The sequence below is a fragment of the Paenibacillus litoralis genome, from assembly GCF_046244365.1.
GTDB lineage: Bacteria > Bacillota > Bacilli > Paenibacillales > NBRC-103111 > Paenibacillus_V.
On sequence record NZ_CP176395.1, the window covers coordinates 3,348,668 to 3,368,913 of the forward strand.

Genomic DNA, 20,246 nt, shown 5'->3' on the forward strand with positions numbered 1-20,246 from the left:
GGTAATGAAACCCGTTAAGCTTGGTCAACTTGACTGAGATAGGTACAGGTGCAACGAATTCTGGAACAAAAAAACGGAGCCTCGCGGGTTTGCGGGCTCCGTTTTTTAATCGCTTTTGGATGTGCATTTTAGGTTAGTCCATCGCGCGCAAGCGCTCCGCCACGGACTCGGGCTGTTCGAGATTGGACCAAAAAAGCTTCAGCTCGTCGCGGAACCGGGAGAGCTCATGAATCGAAAGGCCGAGATCCATGTACGTGCCAAAGGTAGGAGTAATCTCCCGGTAAAGGTGGTAACGCGAAGGGCGATACAGGCTCTCCGGGCCCGTCCATTCGGCCGATGCTTTGTGAGCCGGGATGCTAAGCGTATGCTGACGAATATACAGCTGGGACGCCTCGGCGTTCAAAAAATCGATGAAGAGCTTCGCGGCTTCCTTTTTCCTCGAAAAACGGCTTACGGCAAGTCCCGTGACGAGCAGCAATGTTCTCGCATGATGTTCATAAGGAAGCGGTGCGAGGTCGTATTCGAAATCAACATGCTTCAAGTGTTTTAAGCCGAAGTAGGTCGTCATAATCATAGCAGCCTTCCGCTGGGCGAACAGCTTCTCCGCATCCGCATCGTTCTCGGACAGGAAGGCCGAAAACAATCCCTGGCTATAAATCATGTCTCGAAACTTCCCCAGACAGTCCCACAAGACGGGATCCTCATAGGGATATCCGCGCGATTCGCAAGCAAAACGGTAGTTCCGCTGCAGCAAGGCAATCGTAAAACGGTTCGCTGAAGCGATATGGGCATAGAAGCCGAATATGTCTTGCTCCTGCTTGATCCGTTTCGCCGTATCGAGCAGTTGTCCCCACGACCAACTGCTGTCAGGCTCCGAAATCCCAAGTTCCCGAAGCATAGTCTTGTTGTAGCACAGGATAACCGGCGAGAAAATGAGGGGCTGCACGTACAGCTTGCCCTCATGGCTGAACGCCTGGTGCAAATAGGGATAACTTCCGACCGAAGCGGTTTGGGGCTCGAATAGGTCTAGTGCATCGTTCTCGACAATCTCCCGAAAGTTCCAGCCGTTGAGTGTGACCACATCCAGCCACCCGTTCTCAAGGTAACTCTTGATCGAATCCGGATAATTCGTGTAAGGAAGGGAGACGGTCTCCACTTTGATATGGGGATATTGGTTATGGAATCGCCCGATCAATGCATGGAATTGAGCTTCCCCATCAATCGAGGGATAACAGGCTACGGTGATGGCAACCGCCTCCTGCTTCTCGAGCGTGTTCACCCTATTCCCTACCCGCGGTACTTTAGAGATGAGTCCTTCCTCTACCAACAGATCGAGTCCTTTACGAACAGACTTCTTGCTTAGGTTATAGTGATCCGCGAGCGAGAGCTCGGGGGGCAGATAGCTACCAGGCGGACGCTCGGAACGAATAATTTCCCGCCGCAGCGTGCTGACCATCTCGTCGAAACGGGCTTGAAACGTGATACGATCCGGTTTATTGCTCATGCCGACAATCTCCTTATTCCGGTAAAAGGATATCAATTGCTATCAGTATAGCATAACTCACAAAAGCCATGTATAAGTATACCACAGGTGAACTAACGTTTGATAACTGAACATACACAAGGACATCCCGGGCCTTAAATAGTTAATTATGTCGATATATCGGCAGTAAAACGCTTTCAAAAGGGGTTGACAGGATAGAAAACGGGGAGTACGATTGTTTTGGATACCTCATGGATACCACAATGCTGGAGGTGGATTCTGATTCAGCAATGAACGTATGTATGGTTTGCAGCAGGTCGAAAAGCCAAATTCCATTCGTGGGAGGAAATGAAATTGCGAAAAATCGCGATCAGGAAAAGCCTCGCCTCTATGCTGTCACTCACATTGCTAGCTTCGCTGCTCATCGCTCCGTCCGGTGCAAGGGCGGCTACGGTCGACATGCCGCTGACCAATCCAGGGTTTGAAGAACCGCTATCAAGCGGTAAGGTCCCCGGTTGGAGCAGCATTTTCGCCGTCAAGGAAGGAAGCTATACTTATGCCGTGACGAATGCCAAAAGCGCCGGCGGCCTTAACAGCCTGAAGATTACGGATACAACGTCAAGCAATTCCGTTGCCCTGCAGAGCGACAAGCTGCCCGTGACCCCTGGTACGGCGTATACCGCCAGTGCGAAGCTGCTCATTGAGAGCGGCGGCATTGCCAGCCTAAATCTGCGTTATTTCAACTCCGCAAATGTTTCGATCGGCGAAGCCCCGATACATAACGATCCGAACAAGGGCTTTACGCGAGGACAGTGGAACCCGACATCAACCACGATGACCGCGCCCGCCGATGCGGCTTATGCCCGTATCATCGTGTACACAACCGCTTTTAGCACGTCGACGGCCTATTACGACGATATTCGTTTTACTTATTCTAAGCCGGATGTGATCCCAGGGGTTTGGAATCTATCGGCGCCGGCAGCGGTGCAGACGGATCAGGAATTCGACGCAGCCGTGAGCCTGTCTGAGGTGAAGGAGCTTTCGAGTGTTCAGGCGTCCGTCTATTATGATACGTCAAGACTGGAACTGGTCTCCGTCTCGCCGGCCGGCGCGTTCGCGGGCGATGCCGCAACTTTTTCTTCGAGCGACGATAATGGAACGATCAAGCTCATCGCAGCGCAGAAGGACGGCAAACAGATCAACGCCGACACGGAGCTCGCGACTGTCCGTTTCCGCGCAAAGGCGGAGAACGGCACGGCGTGGGTGCTCTTGAGCAAAGGGACGACGCTGAACGAAACGTATGCGCTCAACCAGGATCAGGTTAGGCTCGTCACGATCGGCACCGGCTCCTCCGAACCGATAGTGCCCCTTGACCAGATCCGATTCGGAGCTCCTGAATACCGAACGACGCCTATCGCCGATGCCGTCGGCGTGTTTGACGGCGAAGCCGGCGTTGAAGACGGACACAATGTCATGTATACGACGGTGAAGGGCATCCCGCCGTTGCTGCATGTCGTGGATTTGGACGATTACCGTCTGATCCGCAGCGTTCCCCTTGAGGGCGGCGGAGAGGTTTGGAACCATGCGATCGCTCCTGACGGAACGGTATATATAACATCTGCCGGTCAGCTTTGGTCTTACTCGCCGGTGACGAAGCAAGCGCAGAAGGTGTTTACTTTTGCAGGGGAGAGTACGTTCTGGTGTCTTGCCATCGACGAGCGGGGCAACGTATACGTAGGTACAGGACCAGGGGGCAAGATTCTCAAATACGATCCCGTTACGAAGCAAAGCAGAGACTACGGACGCTTGGTGACGGATATCAACCAGGTCTATGTGAGAGCGATCGATTACAGCAACGGCTATATTTATGCCGGCACCTCCAACAGCAAAGTATACCGCCTGAATGTAGAGACCGGGGAAAAAGTGGAGCTGGCTTCTTCTCTGGGCGAGAAGGGCTATGTGTATGACTTGAACATCGTCGATGACAAATTTGTCGTCGTCCGCTATGACACGCCGCAAAGAAGATACATCTATGACATCGAGAAGGGCGAATGGCTGGACCTCGTTATCGAAAAAAGCTCCTCAGGCCTGCAGCTTCCGAAGAAGTCGTTGAACGGCAAAATCTATATGCCGGTGGATAAAAAAATTGTAACGTTCGACGTCGTGACGCATGCGCTTGAGGACTCCGGGATGGCGTACGAGACCGCCTTCCGCGGCGCGAACTGGGTGCAGGCGGACGACCCGGAGCTGCCGGGAACAAGTCTCGTGACCATGAATTTTGCAGGAATCATTGTGTTTATGAATCCACAGACGGGGCTTGTCAAACGTTATCCGAACCTGCTGCCGCCGAATGCCACCGTTACCAACAAATTTACGAACGGGCCGGACGGTAAAATCTATGTTACAGGCATGCAGGCCTCCAAAGCGGCCGCCTATGACATTGCTTCCAATATGGCTGCAACCTTTCCGATGGGGCAGGCGGGAGCCGTCACTTCATTCGGAAATAAAATGTACTTCGGCGTTTATCCGGGCGGCGATGTGTTCGAATACGATCTCTCCTTGCCGGCCGGCAGCACGAATCCGAAGCGTCTCTTTATTATTGAAAATGAGCAGGACCGTCCCGGTACGGCCATTGTGGCCGGAAACAAAGTCTACATCGGATCGGTTGCGACTTACGGCGCAGTAGGCGGCGCGATCACGTCCTTCGATCCGAGCAGCCCTGATGCGGCTACCTCCTATCGCGTCTATCGCAATGTCGTGCAGGACCAGAGCGTAATTTCACTCGCTTACAAAGACGGCAAGGTCTATGGATCGACGAGCATTAACGGCGGGGTTGCCGCCGATCCGAAGGCCAAGGAAGCGAAGCTGTTCGTTTGGGACACCGTGAAGGAAGAGAAAATCACCGAGGCCTCCCTCGATATTCCGGGACTGACGGAGCCTCCGGCGATCGGCGGGCTTTCGTTTGGACCCGACGGTCTGCTGTGGGGGGGAGCCAACGGGTATATTTTTGCGATGGATCCCAAGTCTCTCAAGGTGATCAAGTACTCGAATATCAACCCCGCCGATAACGGAACGGGTTTCCGTTGGGGCAACTTCAGGCTGGAGTGGTCCAAGGACGGAATCTTGTTCGCCATGCTTGGGAAGAAGCTATATGCGATTGATCCAAGCAGCTTCTCTTCTAAATATTTGTGTGACGCGGAGACATTTACGATCGGCGTGGACGGCAATCTCTATTACGCTCCGTCCGAAAACCGCACCTTGATGAATCGGATTACGGTCAGAACGCCGGCTGAAATCGCGACTAGTCTAGAGCTTGCGGGACTGGCGCCGATGGTAACGGGCGACACCGGACAAACGTCGGTCACCGTTCAATTCCTGGACGGCTCGAGGAGAACGCCGTCTACCGGAATCTTCTACTCCAGCAGCAACCCGCAGGTGGCTACGATTGACCAGGCGGGGAAAGTGACGGCGGTCAGCCATGGGGAGGCGGTTATCACTGCCACCTACGATGGGGTTTCCGCCTCGTACACGCTTACCGTCAGCCCGGCCTTAACGTCGATCGCGATCTCCGGATTGGACGCGATGAAGGAAGGGGACACCAAGCAAACGCTCGTGTCGGCGGCTTACTCCGACGGCAGCAGCGTGACCGTCTCGTCGGGTATCACCTTCAGCAGCAGTAATCAAGTTGTGGCCGCGATCGACGAGTCAGGCAACATCACTGCAGGAGCAATCGGCGAAACCGTCATTACAGCCACTTATGGAGGCAAGTCAGCCGAGTATCGTCTTGCCGTGACCGCCTCTCTGAACGGCATCGCCATCACCAAGCTAAAGCCGATGAAAGAAAGCAAAACGCTGCAAGTAACGGTTACAGCTAAGTATTCGGACGGTACCGCTGGAGATGTTACCATGCGCTCGTCATTCAAAAGCAGTGTCCCGGAAGCTGCGACGATCAGCGCAGCCGGCTTGGTAACCGCGCTTGCCAAAGGGAAGACCGAGATCACCGCGGCATACGCCGGCAAGGAAGCGAGCGACAAGCTGGTCGTGACCAAGAAGAACGAGAAGAACGAGCAAGACTGATGCAAGAACGGTTGGGCGAGGAGGTTTCCTTCGCCCAGCCGTTTTTGTTTGTCAGGAAGAGTCTAACACAACACTATAATTCTATAGGGTGTGGTCTGGGCGGGGATACTTTTTGTGGCAGGTCCGTAAATAACAACTAGATCTCGGTTCGCAGGGCTTTTTGAAAAGAGTTGCCCATTTGTTAATACTATTTTGGTATATGGAGAAATATTCAATCGTAATCGTCCATCACTACTCACCAGCTCGCTATTAATATAATCTACTTTTACATTCTGATACGGGCTATCTTTTACCATGACAAGTGCTTGATATTGTGGAGGGTAAATAAGAAGAGCAGGTGCATCTCCGTCATAATACCCAGTCACGCGATCTCCTATTGCCACCATTACATGATCTACAAAGTAAGTTGTGGGTGACACCACGAAATTTACTATTGCTCCCAATCCGTTTTCTACAGATATTAACTGATAACAGCCTTCTCCTTTACCATTTTGACCTGTAATAAAATCACTAATCATAGTGACAGTCCCGTGAAAAGAATAAAAATTTGTCATACGATACCTCCATTGCTTTATATAAATAATGCAAAAAGCGAGCCTAATAATTAATTCAAATAACCTGTGTTTACAGTATGTAGGTTAATACCTATATGATTGTGCAGATGCCCATAAAGAATATGAAGATTCCTCAGTGAATAGCGTGAGTGATGTATCCGTTTGGGATTAGCAGGATACGTAGGGAAGAGTATCAGGACGGGAATGTAAAAAAAGATTTGCCGCTGAATTGCTGAAGCGGCAGATCTTTTTTTTTGATCGAGGCCTGCAGGGGCACCGGCTTGACCGATCCCCATCTGCCGGATACAGGTGCCGCCATAATCATTTCTAATGATTATGGCTCTGACAGACCATAAATCAGGCATTCTCCGCCTATCGGATACTCAAAGCATATGATTATATCGCTCTGTCCGACGGTTATGTTACGTTACTGCCATAGCCGGACAGTCAAACCAAACGGTTCATAAAGCCGAGAGCGGGAAAGAGACGCGGTCTGCAATAAGACAATAGAAAAACGGAGGTAGGACACCATGAATTCGGCGCCGGCACAACAAATCGAAATGTTGCAAGCGGTTCCGCGTAAAAAACGGTTCGCGTTTTTAACAGACTGGGAGTTATACGCGATGCTTCTCCCGGGGATCGCTTTCTTCATTATTTTCAAATACGTCCCGATGTGGGGGATCGTCATCGCCTTTCAAAACTATAGCCCGTTCAAAGGGGTAACAGGCAGCGATTGGGTCGGCTTCAAACATTTTGTCACGTTGTTCCAGTACGACGGCTTCTGGCTGCTGCTCCGCAACACCTTGCTGATCAGTTTGTACAATTTGGTTTTCTTTTTTCCCGTTCCGATCGTTCTTGCGCTGCTGCTGAATGAAATACGGGTCAACTTGTTCAAACGTTTTATCCAGACCGTCATTTATTTGCCCCATTTCATTTCTTGGGTAGTCGTTGTCGGCATTACGTATATGCTGCTTGGAACGCAAGGCGGTCTCGTTAACGAGCTGATTAAATCGGCCGGCGGTACGGAAATCGCTTTCCTGACTTCGAAGGAATGGTTCCGAAGTCTGATTGTCGGGCAAAGTATCTGGAAAGAAGCCGGATGGGGCACGATCATCTTTCTGGCTGCGTTATCCGGCGTCGATCCGCAGCTTTACGAAGCGGCTATCGTCGACGGAGCCGGACGCTGGAGGCAGCTTTGGCACGTGACGCTGCCGGCCATTCGCAGCACGATATTTATTATGCTTGTTTTGCGCATGGGCAGCGTTCTTGACGTAGGCTTCGAGCACATTTTCCTTATGCTCAATTCGACGGTGAACGAGGTAGGCGACGTATTCGAAACGTACGTGTACCGGGAGGGTCTTATCGGCGGCAAGTTCAGCTATACGACCGCGATCGGCTTGTTTAAATCCGCCGTCGGTATGGTGCTGATCGTTTCAGCCAATTGGCTTACCAAAAAATTCGGAGAAGAAGGCGTCTACTAAAAATCGAAGGACTTCGTAACGCAGATGTCCGTGATCAGACAGGAGGAACCGATTTGCTGCATTACAAACCGTCATTCGGCAGCAGACTTTTTGATATTGCCAATGTTTGCATTCTTGTCTTATGCTCGCTGGTTATGCTCTTTCCGTTCGTATACGTTCTGGCTACCTCGCTTTCGCCGATGGAGCAAGTCCTTCGCGGCGGACTCATCTTGTGGCCAGAGAAATTGAGTTGGGATGCTTACGATACGATCTTTTCCAACAGGCATTTTGTCCGCTCTTTGTGGATGAGCATTGTGATTACGGTGATGGGCACGTTCGTCAATCTCGTTCTCACTTCCCTAATGGCCTATCCGCTCGCCAAAAAAAGACTGCGCGGCCGTAATACGATCCTGTTTCTCGTCGTTGTAACGATGCTGTTCAGCGGCGGACTTATCCCGACTTACCTGGTCGTCAAAAACATGCATCTGCTCAATACGATCTGGTCCGTTATTTTGCCCGGCGCCATCAGCGCATTTAACCTGATCATCATGAAAAACTTTTTCAACAGCATTCCCGAGGAGCTCGAAGAAGCGGCCCGCATCGATGGCTGCCGCAACTTCGGCGTCCTGTTCCGCATCGTTCTACCGCTGTCGATGCCGGCACTCGCCACCTTTACGCTGTTTTACGCGGTCGGCCATTGGAATGGCTTTTTCTCGGCCGTCATGTATATCAATAAGACCGAATTATGGCCGATTCAGGTGCTGCTTCGCCAAATGATCATTGAAGGCTCCGTCGAGCAATTTCAGAATGCTTCGCTTGAAGCAAGCGCTCAAGTGGTGCCGCAAACGATCAAAATGGCCGCGACGATCGTCGCGACGGTACCGATCCTGCTCATCTATCCGTTTCTGCAGAAGCATTTTGCGAAAGGCGTGCTGCTCGGTTCGGTCAAAGGCTGATCCGTTCGGGTTTCAGAGGACTTGTTTTCCCGGTCTTCTTCACCATATATAATATAAATATCAGGAGGTCAGAAACATGCAAAACAAAAGAAAATGGCGCAAATCCCTGTCTCTTGCCTTGGCTGTAACCATGCTGGGGGGGGCTGCAATCGGCTGCGCGAAGAAAGAAACGGCCGGCTCCGACAAGCCTGCCGACAGCGCCAAGCCTTCGGAAAAAAAGAGGATTAAAATCAGCTCGATGTTCCCGTTGTACGGCGATCCGGCGCAAAAAACGGAAGCTTGGAAATTCATTGAAGACAAGTTCAACATCGATTACGAGCCGCTCGCGATCCCGAACAACAGCTCGGAGGAAAAGGCGAAGCTGGCCGTCGCATCGGGCGATATGGCGGACTTCATGCTGTGGGAATCGTTTCCTTCGGCGGACTTCAGCAATTACGTAGACCAAGGCGCTTTTCTTGCGCTCGATGAGTACATCAAAAACGCGCCGAACATTATGAAGACGCCTCAATCGATTTGGGACAACGTAAAAATCAACGGCAAAATTTACGGCATTCCAAGAACGCGCACGTTAAACACAGTAACGGTCATGATCCGCAAAGATTGGCTCGACAATCTCGGCCTGCCGGTTCCGCTAACGACGGACGAGCTGTATAAAGCGGCGGTCGCGTTTACGAAGAATGATCCGGATAAAAACGGCAAGGCGGATACGTTCGGCTTCGCCGTCGGCGAAAACCTGGCGTTCCTCGACGCCGTTTGGCATGCATTCGATACCGGCAACGGCTGGCGGGTCATGGAAGACGGCACCTTGATGAGCAGCTCGATCACAGCAGGACGCAAGCAAGCGCTTACCTATTTGCGCGATCTTTACAAGGAAGGCGCCATCGACAAAGATTTTGCCGTTCTGAAAACGACGCAAGTATGGGAAAAAATCAACAACGGCAACGCCGGCATTTACATTGGCAATATTAGCGATTACCCTAAATTCGTCGAATCGCTTGGCAAAACGAACCCGAACGCTAAGTTTGAGATGATCAAGCTTCCGGTCGGACCGACGGGTAAATCAGGCGTGTCCGAAGGGATCGGCTTCTATGGTCTGCAGGCGATTCCGGCGAAGCTGGAAAAGGACAAGGAGAAGGTCAAACGCATAATCGAATTCATCGACTGGCAGGCAAGCGACGAAGGTACGCTCTTCAAGCAATACGGCGTGGAAGGCGTCCATCATACCAAAAATGCGGACGGCACCTTGAAGGTCAATACCGACAAGCTGAAGGCCGACGCCGTCAACAATCTGGTTTCCCATAACAAATACGATCCGTACTTGCTCGTCTCAACAACGGCTCCTGCCGACGTTCAAAAGAAGCAGCGCGAAATGTTCGATTACGACGTAGACAAAGGCGTGAAAAACCCGGCGATCAGTTACCTCGCGCCGACGCAGCGTGAAAAAGGCGCCGATCTTACCAAGACGCGCGACGAGTTTTTCGTCAATGTCGTCATGGGCAAGCGCCCGATCGAGGATTTCGACAAATTCGCGAACGAGTGGCTTGACAAAGGCGGCCGCCAATTGACCAAAGAATTGAACGATTGGTACAAAGCGAACAAAAAATAAGACTTACTCTTATCGGCATACTTTTCTATGCATACCGTGCTTCACACCGGATGATCGTTTCCTGACGGGAATTGATCTTCCGGTTTTTATTGATTAAAATAGGGGCTTGTTCGAATTATTCGGTTGAAAGGCGGTACCCGCATGCTGCGCTCCATATGGAAACGGCACTCCTCGAAACAGACGCGCTTGAAATTGTTGATTGCCGCTTCCTTATTTTCGATTGTTCCGGTCATCGTCCTTGGCATCATCACCTACATGATTGCCAGTAACAGCATGATGCAGGAAATTGGCAAAACGAATAAAGAAACGATGCGGCAAATCCAGGAACGAATCGACAAGCTGCTTGTCATTAACGACAAAATCGTTCTGCAGCAAGCGTTTAATCCGACTTTGACGGAGTTTTTGAAAGCGCCGGATCCCTATGGGGACGTCAGATTGTTCCAAAACGTAACGACCATCCTCAATTCCATGGAAACGCTGATCGAAAACGTGGATTCCGTCTACTTGTATATGAAACGGCAGCAGCTCGCCGTCAGTCCGAGCGAAGGGATTGTCAAAGCGTCGAAGCTTGATGCCGAACTTCTTCAACGAATCAATGAAAGCAAAGAGGCGTATTTCTGGTTCGACCGACAAGCGGCTGCAACGATGCCTCGCGGAGGGTCACATGTCGTGACGCTTGTCCGCCGAATACCGGTGACTTCCGATCAAGCGCTCGGCTATTTGATTATCAACTTGAATGAACGGGCGTTTTTCGAAGTATTCGGCAGTATGCATCTCGGTACCAGCGGCGAAATGATTATTATTACGCCATCGGGAAATATTTTCTCGGATTGGGATAAGACGCTGTTGAATCGCGAATTTTCCGACTATCCGTTTATCCGCGACTTGGCGGAGTCCGACTTGCCGGAATCGTTCGGCGAACAAAATATCGACGGCAGACGGATGCTGGTCAACTCGCTCAAATCACCTTATAACAACTGGCGGTATGTTTCCGTCGTGCCGTTAAGCGAACTGACGACCCATATCCATTCGATTAAAAAAACGACGATCGTCATTTGTCTGGCGCTTATCCTCGTCAGTCTCTTCGCGGCGATGCTGCTTTCGCAGCGGCTGTTTCGGACAATCTCCGGCTTTGTCGAGACGATTCGCAGCATCGGCAAGTTCAACCAGGCGACGCCGCATAAAATGGACGAATTCGGCCTTATCCGGCATTACGTCGAGTCGCTTCAGTCGGAAAAGAGCCAGCTCGAAAGCCAAATCCAGCAATCGATGCCGCTGTTGCGGGCGAGTTTTATCCAGCGCCTTCTGACGGAGCCGTTCCGGCAAGGGGAGTTTGGCGAGAAGCTCGATTATTATCAAGTGCCTGCGGCATTCCCGTACTATACGGCGCTATGCGTTGAGCTGGACAATTTGCGTGGCCAATCGGAACAGGACGTGAATTTGTTTCTGTATGCGGCGATCAATATTGCCAAAGAAATCATCAGCCATCATACGGACGGCATGGTCGTCAGAATGCAATCGGAGCAGATCGCCGTCGTCATCAACCACGGGCCGGGGGATAGCGGAACGAGTCAGACGCAAACGGATATTTTTCGAATTTCTGAGGAAATCCGGGGGGTAATCGAGCGGGTGCTTCACGTGACGGCGACAATCGGCGTCGGCCACAGCTATTTGGGGGTCGAAAACGTGCACCGGTCATACAAAGAGGCGGTTGAAGCCATCAAGCACCAGCTTATCGTAGGAACCGGGAACGTGCTGTTTATCGACCGGGTCAATCCCGAGGCGGCCGGCTATAGTTACCCCGTGGAGCAGGAACAGCTTATTTTAACGAATTTGAAGCTTGGCAATCTCGAGCAAATCGAGATCGCTGTCGACGATTTCGCCGAAGCGCTGAAATCGGAAGAAACGCTGAAGAACGATCAAGTACGCCAATCGTTCGTACAGCTGCTCGCCGCGACGCTGCGAACGTTGTACGAGCTTGATCCGAAAAAAGGGCCGAAGCTGTTTGCAGACAACGTTTATCAGACGTTGAACCAATTCAAAACGATCGAACATATTAAACAATGGCTCAAAACCAACATATATTCGACGGCGATTGCCCATATTCGACTTCTCCGAAGCGAGCGAAATTCAGAAACTACGGAGAAGGTGCTTAGGTATATTCACGAGCATTACGATGAAGATCTGTCCCAACCGCAGCTGGCCGATATGGTGATGATGCCGGTATCGCACTTCAGCAACCTGTTCAAACAGGAGGTTGGCGTTACGTTTACCGAATACATCATCGCTTACCGGATTGAGAAAGCGAAGGAACTGCTGACACAAACGGATTTAAAGGTATCGGATATCGCGGAACGTCTTCAGTACAACAATTCGCAAAATTTCATACGCACATTCAAACGGGTTACCGGCATTACCCCCGGCGAGTATAGACTCAAGCAATCGAAATCGGAATGAAAAGCAATCGAAATGCCGGACTATGGCGACTAATGTAACGTTATTTTGATCGAGGGATGCTAGTTGAAGAACGGATGATTGAAGAAAGGATGATTTAAGTAATGTTAACGGATCGTTACGCGAATGCGTTATCTAATCTCATTCGTCCGTATAAGCAATATTTTCCTTACCCCAAGATTGAAGATCGAGGCAAATGGGAGTCTTTGCCGGCTTCTTTGAGGCAGATGTGGATTTCCAAGGGGAATGATTCCTTATCCTTCTCGTGGCCAAGTCTAACGGCGACAGATTATTTGGAATATTCCAGAAGCGGGAATGTAGTTGGATACGAAGAGAAGCAAAGAGAACGGAAGAGGGTGCTTGCTTCTCTGGTTCTGGCGGAATGCATGGAGGGGAAGGGGCGGTTTCTTGATCAGGTAATAAACGGAATTTGGTGTATTTGCGAAGAGTCCACTTGGGTCATTCCCCCGCATCAGGTGATTTCAAAACGAAGCGCCAAAGATTGTCTTCCGAATATTGATGATCAATTTATTGATTTATGCGTCGGGGAGACGGCAAGCTTGCTTGCTTTAACGTATTACTTATTGAAAAATTCGCTCGATCAAGTCAGCATAAATATTTGCAACCGCATCCAGATGGAATTGAAGCGCAGAGTTATGGATCCATTTATGGAACGCAGTGATTTATGGTGGATGGGCTTGGAAACGAATCGAAAGATGAACAATTGGAATCCGTGGATCAATTCGAATATTCTGACTGTATTTCTTTCGGTCGAGGAGTCTGAAGATCGGAGAATCCAAGCGATTGGCAAAGTTATGCGATGCTTGGACCGGTTTATCGGAGACTGTCATCCTGACGGTGGCTGCGACGAGGGGCCGGTTTATTGGGGGAGAGCCGGCGGGTCGTTGTTTGACTGCCTAGAGCTGCTTTACGAAGCGTCACAAGGCAAGATCAACTTGTTCAACGAGCCTCTGATACGGGAAATGGGAAGCTACTTGTATAAAGCCCATATCGATGACAAGCGCTACGTCAATTTCGCCGACAGCAGCGCAATGGTCGAAATAGAAGCCTCGCTCGTATATCGGTATGGGAAACGAATTCACGATCAGCATCTCATAAATCTTGCACGCAGTGCATGCCAGAATCAGCATATGCAGATCCCCGCGGGATGGCTAACGCTGCATCGGATCATCCCATCTCTGTTTGTGGATCAGGAAATGAAAGAGAGCTCAACGAAACCCCCGTTTGTCCGAGATGCATGGCTGAATGTTATCGAATTTATGGCAGCGAGGGAACAGGAAGGCTCAAGTCAAGGCTTGTACCTGGCAGTAAAGGGCGGCCATAACGATGAAAGCCATAATCATAACGATATCGGCCATTTCCTTGTATATTCGGACGGAAAACCTTTTCTTATTGATGTCGGTGTCGAAACGTATACCGCCAAGACGTTTAGTCCCGAGCGGTATACCATTTGGACGATGCAGTCAGCGTACCACAATGTGCCTATGGTGAATGGAATTCAGCAGAAGGCCGGCATTGCGTATAAAGCAAGCGAGGTTAACTATAAGGTCCATGATGAAGAAGCCCAAATATCGATGAATCTCGCTTGTGCCTATCCGGAAGAAGCAGGTATCGTTTCGTGGAAACGGACTTATAGTTTTTATAGAAGCAATGATACTTTTATCGAGATCGCGGACGACTTTAAACTTCTTCAGGAAAGCGATAATGTTATTATCCATTTGATGACTCCTTGTATGCCTCAGATGAGTAACGACGGGAGCATTTTGTTGCAAAATCCGGAAGGCGAGAACGTGTATATTCACTATGACGGAAGCAATCTTCTGGCTGTAAGCGAGGCAATCGAAGTACTAGATGAAAGACTTCGGGCCGTCTGGGGCGATTCTTTGTACAGAATCATTCTAAAGGCGAAAGAAGCCGTTGCTGCGTCTGTATGGACCATGCGTATTTGCAAAGAATGACTAGTGCCAAATGGAGGCCATCGTAGAATGGTAAACAAAGAACATCGGTTCGGCTCTCTTGTAAGCGATCATGAATTTTTTACCCGTTCGATCGATACGAGCTTGCCGGGCCTTGAAAATTTGAAGAAAGCAGTAGAAAACGAAAACTTCGGAAATGCGCGCAGTTTATTTGCCGAACATGTACGGAAATCGCTGCGTCCGGAGCTGTATTTCCGGATCCCTCCTCATGAGATGCAAAACCAGTTTTTTGTGCCGGGAGAGACGATAGAAGAAATGGGCGAGCGCATCTTGTCTTTGAAGCTTATCTCTTGCGGAACGCCTCATCAGTTCTCAGGAAAAGTGGACTGGTCCGCCAATCCTACTTTCAATGAATATAAGGAGTGGACTTGGCAGCTGAACCGCCATTGGGAATGGGAGGTGCTGGCGAAGCGTTACCGGGAAACGGGAGCCGAAAAATATGCCGAGGGGCTCGTGAATCTGTTTACCGGCTGGGTCCGTCAGGTCGTTGCACCCGAGAATGCGCCGGGATATTCTACGTACGGGTGGCGGACGATCGAATGCGGTCTTCGAATGGGCAATGCCTGGCCTTACGCGCTTCATGCCTGTTACCGCTCTTCCCATTTCACCGACGATGTGCTCATCGATTGGTACAAATCGTTGTGGGAGCATGCTTTAAGGCTCCGCCATCAGCACCGGGAAGGGAATTGGCTGCTTATGGAGATGAACGGTCTTTCCCATATCGGCGTGCTGTGTCCCGAATTCAAGGAAGCGGAAAACTGGAGACATTACGCTCAGGAGAAGCTGATCCAGGAATTGAACAAACAACTATACCCGGATGGTTTCCAATACGAATTAAGTACGAATTATCATGAGGTCGTTCTAAATAATTATTTTCAAGTCGTTCAGTTGTACCAGGCCTATGGGTTCACGATCGCTCCCGAAATCGTTAGCGCGCTCGAAAATGCCTGCTCAGCCCATGTCAAGCTGATGATGCCGGATGGTTTGCTGCCGGATGTGAACGACGGCCGTTGGCTGAACGTGTCGGCATCTTCTTCCATGATAGAGGCGATACGGCGGTATCCGAACCGGCAGGATTTTCTTTGGGCTTATACGGATGGTCAGGAAGGGAAACCGCCGGTTGAAACGTCCATTCCCTTTCCCTACAGCGGGTACTATGTCATGCGAAACGGCTGGGACCGTCAAGCCGTATGGGCGATGTTCGACGCAGGACCCTTCGGAAAGGCTCACCAGCACGAGGATAAACTGAATCTGCTTATTCATGCCTACGGAAAGCTGCTGCTTACCGAAGGAGGCAATTACGCCTATGACGACTCCGAAATGCGGCGCTACGTGCTGTCCACCCGATCGCACAACACGGTTCGCGTAGACGGATCGGATCAAAACCGGAGAATCGCTTACCGGTGGAAGGAGGAAGACATCCGTTTGCCGGCGGATACGGAATGGCGTACTTCCGAAGCATTTGATTTTGTTCAAGGAACGTATGACGAAGGCTATGGCGCTCAAGCGCAGATCAAGGTCGCGCACAGCCGAAGCGTCCTGTTTCTGAAAAACCATCCGCTCGTTTCTCCATGCTTTCTGGTGATCGACAGGCTGACACCGCAAGATGAAGAATCGCACAGCTATGAATTTTTATGGCATTTGAACAGCGAATCGGCGGTTGTTTATGGGGAGACGAGTTTTACCTTGAACGAAGACGGCCCGAATCTGACCGTCATCACGAACCGGACGGGAAATCTGACAGGCAAGATCGTTCAAGGGCAAACCGAACCGGAGTGGCAAGGATGGAAGAACACCCCCGTCTTCGCGCAAGGGGAATATGGGCCTGCTCCTACAGTTGTGTATGAGTTGACGGCCGCGGGACCGATTCGTACGGTGACCCTGTTGTTTCCGACAAATACGGGGGAAAGGTGCCCGGTAAAGGTATTGGAAGCCTCGGGAGACGTTCACGATCGACAAATCCGGCTGGGCCTGATAGACGGACAATCGATTGTCATTGATGAAAACGAACAGACGTCTTCGCTTTCATAACCGCAGCGGAACGACTATTTAATGACTTGGTTAGCTTGGAAGTATCGTGTGAGTCGGACGGTCGCAGGTTGGTTATGATTTGCGAATGCCGCTCCAAGATAACTGCCGTATTTTTGTCGCCGTCCTTCCCGTCGACTTCTTGATTAGCCTTTCCGGGTAATGCTCATGGATCCACGATAGCACGGAATAAACGGCAGGGTGCTTCTCCTTCTGGAGAAGCACTTTTTCTGATTCAATCGGATATAGATGTAGCGCGGCTAGCCCTAAGCTTCTCATTGCAGGGTTCTTGGGCGAAGCGTGTCTGCGCATAATCAGCATAAGGTCGTATACAGCATGACAAGCTGGAGATCCTGCTGAACGCGGGGACCGAATCGGCAATATCAATTATAGATACAATGATGCAAATTACAGCCATTGATGGGAAGGCGTTCTCGAAGTAATCTTTAGCTATAGCAAAGATCATGACAACCAAAGGGGAATGCCGAGATGAATGGGATATTTACGAAGCCTTTGACGCCACTATCGGAGGAACAGATCGAATTTTTTAGAGAGCAAGGGTACTTCCTGTTAAAGAAGGGAATGACCGGTGATCTTATCGATGCCTTTAACGGACACATTTACGATATTCGAAACCAAGAGCCGATGCCGGAGTGGGCGGCCTGTGACGAGAGCAAGAAATATTCCCTCAGGCTGTTCAATTCGCACAAGTATGACAGCTTCTCCCGGCAATTGATGAAGCATGCAGTCGTACGGGGGGGGCTTGCGCAGCTAATGGGCAAGGAAGCGGTGTGCGTGCAAAGCATGTATTTCTATAAGGAGCCTGGGTCGCCGGGCCAAGCGTCGCACCAGGATTATTACTATATCAAGAACGATCCGATGACGATGATCGCCGCATGGACGGCCATGGAAGATGTGGTGGATGAAGAGAACGGTTGTTTGTGGGTAATGCCCGGAACGCACAAGCTCGGACTTCTGCCGCATGGCGCGGTCAAAAATCTGGAAGAGCACGAATCCTGGACCGACGAGACGGAGGGAATCGATACGAGCCGCCAAATACCGGTCATTATGGAGAAAGGCGATGTTCTCTTCTTCAGTGAGTTGCTCATCCATTCCTCGAATAAAAACCGGAGCAAGGATCGTTGGCGCCGCTCGTACGTATGCCATTACATTCGGGAGGATTCCAACGTTCTTCACCGGGAAGATCTTCGCCAGAAATACCCTCTATATTAAGATGCATCCAGGTGGGTTAATTGTTTTAACCAATTCTGCATCAAACCACCTATTGTATTGCTGCGCAGAGATGATTCTAACGATTTCTGGAACAACGAAAACGGAGCCGCGCGGGCTCCGTTTTTTATCGCTCTTGGATGTGTTATTCGGTTAGTCCATTGCGACAGAAACCGCAGCTTGCAGCAAACGCTCCGCCACAGACTTGGGCTGTTCGAGATTGGACCAAAAAAGCTTCAGCTCGTCGCGGAACCGGGAGAGCTCATGAATCGGAAGGCCGAGATCCATGTACGTGCCAAAGGTAGGAGTAATCTCCCGGTAAAGGTGGTATCGCGAAGGGCGATACAGGCTCTCTATGCCCACATCTTTTTTACGATTTTGAAGAAAAAAATATTGCCATTCCAGTAGTTTAAGGTAACTTTATATTTAAATGTCGGCTCCTTTATAGTAGGAGGGATTTAATGAGGGATATCCGCAATCTTGTTGAAGAAATCATCATGGCACGAAAAAGTGAACAGGAGGAACAAACTGCCTTCACGGAGCTTGTTACGAGGTTTCAGGATATGGCATACGGACTGGCTTTCTCCGTTCTAGGCGATCGTCATTTAGCACAAGACGCTGCTCAAGAATCATTCGTTACAGCCTGGAAGGAGTTCGCGCAATTAAAAGAGCCTCTTGCATTCTCAGGGTGGTTCAAACGAATCGTTCTATCGCAGTGCAATCGATTGACACGCGGTAAAAGGGTAGATACCGTCATACTCGATGATGCATTAGCTGTCGAAGATGAGAAAGGAAACCCGGTGAAGGCAGCAGAACGTCAGGCACTGACGGAACAAGTACGCGGGGTATTGATGGCGTTACCCGAAAATGAGAGGCAATTGATAATGCTTTATTACATAAGTGATTATTCGTATCAGGACATCGCAAATTTGCTGGAAATACCCATTTCTACAATAAAAAAGCGGCTATTTACCGCTCGTAAACGTCTGGAAGAAAAGATGTTTGGACTTATCAAAGAGGGGCTATATGAGATTCGGCCGTCCCGAAGCAGCAGTTTTGTTAACCTTGTCAGACGGCTATTATCAGCCGGCTGTAAACCGGAAATGCATAGTGACGGACTTCATATCATGCTGAAAAGCAATGGGGGGTACGCCATCACTCCAGATAAATACAAAGTGCCGCTTCGGATCATGCTCGTCGCCAAAACGGATTCCACAAACCTGCGAATCCGGTTTGCCCTCAGCGAAATCATTTTTAATTGGGATTATCGTCCGGATGAGTTTCAGTGGGTTGACCCAGCTACCGGACGATTGACACGAATACCGAAACAAGGGCGTATTCCGATAAATGAGTTCGTAAAGATGGAGTGGTTGATCGAGAATAACTATTCCAGCGTGTCGGTGAATGGTGTCGAACGTTATCGCACGAACGGATGCTACGGTCATTTAGCCGGTCAAATTGGTATTGGGGCCGCTCATGGATCGAGAGTAACGGTTCAATCATTTACCGTAGAAGGACAACAAAGTACGGAAGGTTATGAAATCAAAGATCCCCCGCGATATGAAATTGATGGCGGGATGATCAACGTGCTCTGGGAAAATCATGATTCGGCAATTGAATGGTTTGAACAGCATCTTGGCTGGCAGCGTACAGGACAAACTGAAAATTGGAAACATGACGAAAACTCCGATTCTGAGAAAATGACCCCGCTTGGGATCCCGCGTGTTGGTGTTTTGTGGGTGAAGTCCGTAATCACTCAAAAGAAATCGGAACATTTTTATATTGAACGCGGATCTGGTGATCCTAATCTCCGACTATACTTTTGTACAAGCGAATTGCAATCCGCACATAACTACATGAAAGAACTCGGCATACGGACTACCGATATTTATCTCGGTCCTGGCTTTCGGGAATACTTCGATTTTTGGGCAACGAGTGAAAATATTAGGATGACGGCGTGCGAATATCCCGAGAAAGCAATTACAGGCATGCGAGTCACACCAGTCGAAAATTATCGCATCGGTGTACGTGACCTAATGAAAGCCAAGGAATGGTATCAAGAAGTATTTGGCCTTGAATTAGTAGAGGAATACGATGATCAGGGGTGGGTACTCCTTAAATCCAGACAATCCTATTATTCTGACAGCTGCTCCGAATGGTGGCTTGAGGCATTACCCCATGATGCCGTTCCTGGCATATCGGACGGTCCCGTTCGGCAATACCTTCACGTTAGAGATTTGGAGCTTGAATATGAGAGGTTGAAGGCCCTTGGGGTGAGAGTGTCTGGAATTACCGGTAACCCTCCGACACGAGGATTCCGACTTTTTCACTTTTATGATCTCGATGGTAACCGTTGGAATGTGTGGCATTATTAGTTGAAAATTATGAAAGGAGTAGTTTA

The 20,246-nt window shown here is 50.0% G+C and carries 11 protein-coding genes; 9 read left to right on the plus strand and 2 right to left on the minus strand.

Going from position 1 to position 20,246, the window contains the following annotated elements; all coding sequences use genetic code 11:
• Nucleotides 1-133: 133 nt before the first annotated feature.
• Nucleotides 134-1,504: an extracellular solute-binding protein gene (locus ACKGJP_RS13450; RefSeq protein ID WP_409346142.1), complete on the minus strand. Its 1,371-nt coding sequence runs from the start codon at nt 1,502-1,504 to the stop codon at nt 134-136.
• 333 nt (nt 1,505-1,837) lie between these two features.
• On the opposite strand from ACKGJP_RS13450, the gene ACKGJP_RS13455 reads away from it, so the two are divergent.
• Entirely contained in the window at nt 1,838-5,560 is a 3,723-nt protein-coding gene (locus tag ACKGJP_RS13455) for an Ig-like domain-containing protein (RefSeq protein WP_409346143.1), read from the plus strand.
• Between the two features lie 62 nt (nt 5,561-5,622).
• Here ACKGJP_RS13455 and ACKGJP_RS13460 read toward each other — a convergent pair whose 3' ends face one another.
• Nucleotides 5,623-6,114, minus strand: a complete 492-nt coding sequence (locus tag ACKGJP_RS13460; protein ID WP_409346144.1) for a hypothetical protein — start codon at nt 6,112-6,114, stop codon at nt 5,623-5,625.
• Nucleotides 6,115-6,644: 530 nt separating this feature from the next.
• On the opposite strand from ACKGJP_RS13460, the gene ACKGJP_RS13465 reads away from it, so the two are divergent.
• The 8 genes from ACKGJP_RS13465 (at nt 6,645) to ACKGJP_RS13500 (ending at nt 20,220) form a co-directional block, all read left to right on the plus strand.
• The gene (locus tag ACKGJP_RS13465; protein WP_409346145.1) at nt 6,645-7,595 is read left to right on the plus strand and encodes an ABC transporter permease; all 951 of its coding nucleotides are present in this window, start codon (nt 6,645-6,647) and stop codon (nt 7,593-7,595) included.
• Between the two features lie 56 nt (nt 7,596-7,651).
• Complete coding sequence (locus tag ACKGJP_RS13470) at nt 7,652-8,530, plus strand: carbohydrate ABC transporter permease (RefSeq protein WP_409347154.1); 879 nt, start codon at nt 7,652-7,654, stop codon at nt 8,528-8,530.
• Nucleotides 8,531-8,606: 76 nt separating this feature from the next.
• A complete protein-coding gene (locus ACKGJP_RS13475) occupies nt 8,607-10,136 on the plus strand; it encodes an extracellular solute-binding protein (protein WP_409346146.1) in 1,530 nt (509 codons plus the stop codon).
• A 141-nt stretch (nt 10,137-10,277) separates the two neighbouring features.
• A complete protein-coding gene (locus ACKGJP_RS13480; protein ID WP_409346147.1) occupies nt 10,278-12,593 on the plus strand; it encodes a helix-turn-helix domain-containing protein in 2,316 nt (771 codons plus the stop codon).
• Between the two features lie 101 nt (nt 12,594-12,694).
• Nucleotides 12,695-14,569 (plus strand): heparinase II/III family protein, encoded by a 1,875-nt coding sequence (locus ACKGJP_RS13485; protein WP_409346148.1) that lies wholly within the window; start codon nt 12,695-12,697, stop codon nt 14,567-14,569.
• Nucleotides 14,570-14,596: 27 nt separating this feature from the next.
• Nucleotides 14,597-16,618 carry an alginate lyase family protein gene (locus ACKGJP_RS13490; RefSeq protein ID WP_409346149.1) on the plus strand — a complete coding sequence of 674 codons (2,022 nt, stop codon included), beginning with the start codon at nt 14,597-14,599 and terminating at the stop codon, nt 16,616-16,618.
• A 486-nt stretch (nt 16,619-17,104) separates the two neighbouring features.
• Nucleotides 17,105-17,848: a phytanoyl-CoA dioxygenase family protein gene (locus ACKGJP_RS13495; protein WP_409346150.1), complete on the plus strand. Its 744-nt coding sequence runs from the start codon at nt 17,105-17,107 to the stop codon at nt 17,846-17,848.
• Nucleotides 17,849-18,306: 458 nt separating this feature from the next.
• Nucleotides 18,307-20,220 carry a sigma-70 family RNA polymerase sigma factor gene (locus ACKGJP_RS13500; protein ID WP_409346151.1) on the plus strand — a complete coding sequence of 638 codons (1,914 nt, stop codon included), beginning with the start codon at nt 18,307-18,309 and terminating at the stop codon, nt 20,218-20,220.
• The last annotated feature ends 26 nt before the right edge of the window (nt 20,221-20,246 follow it).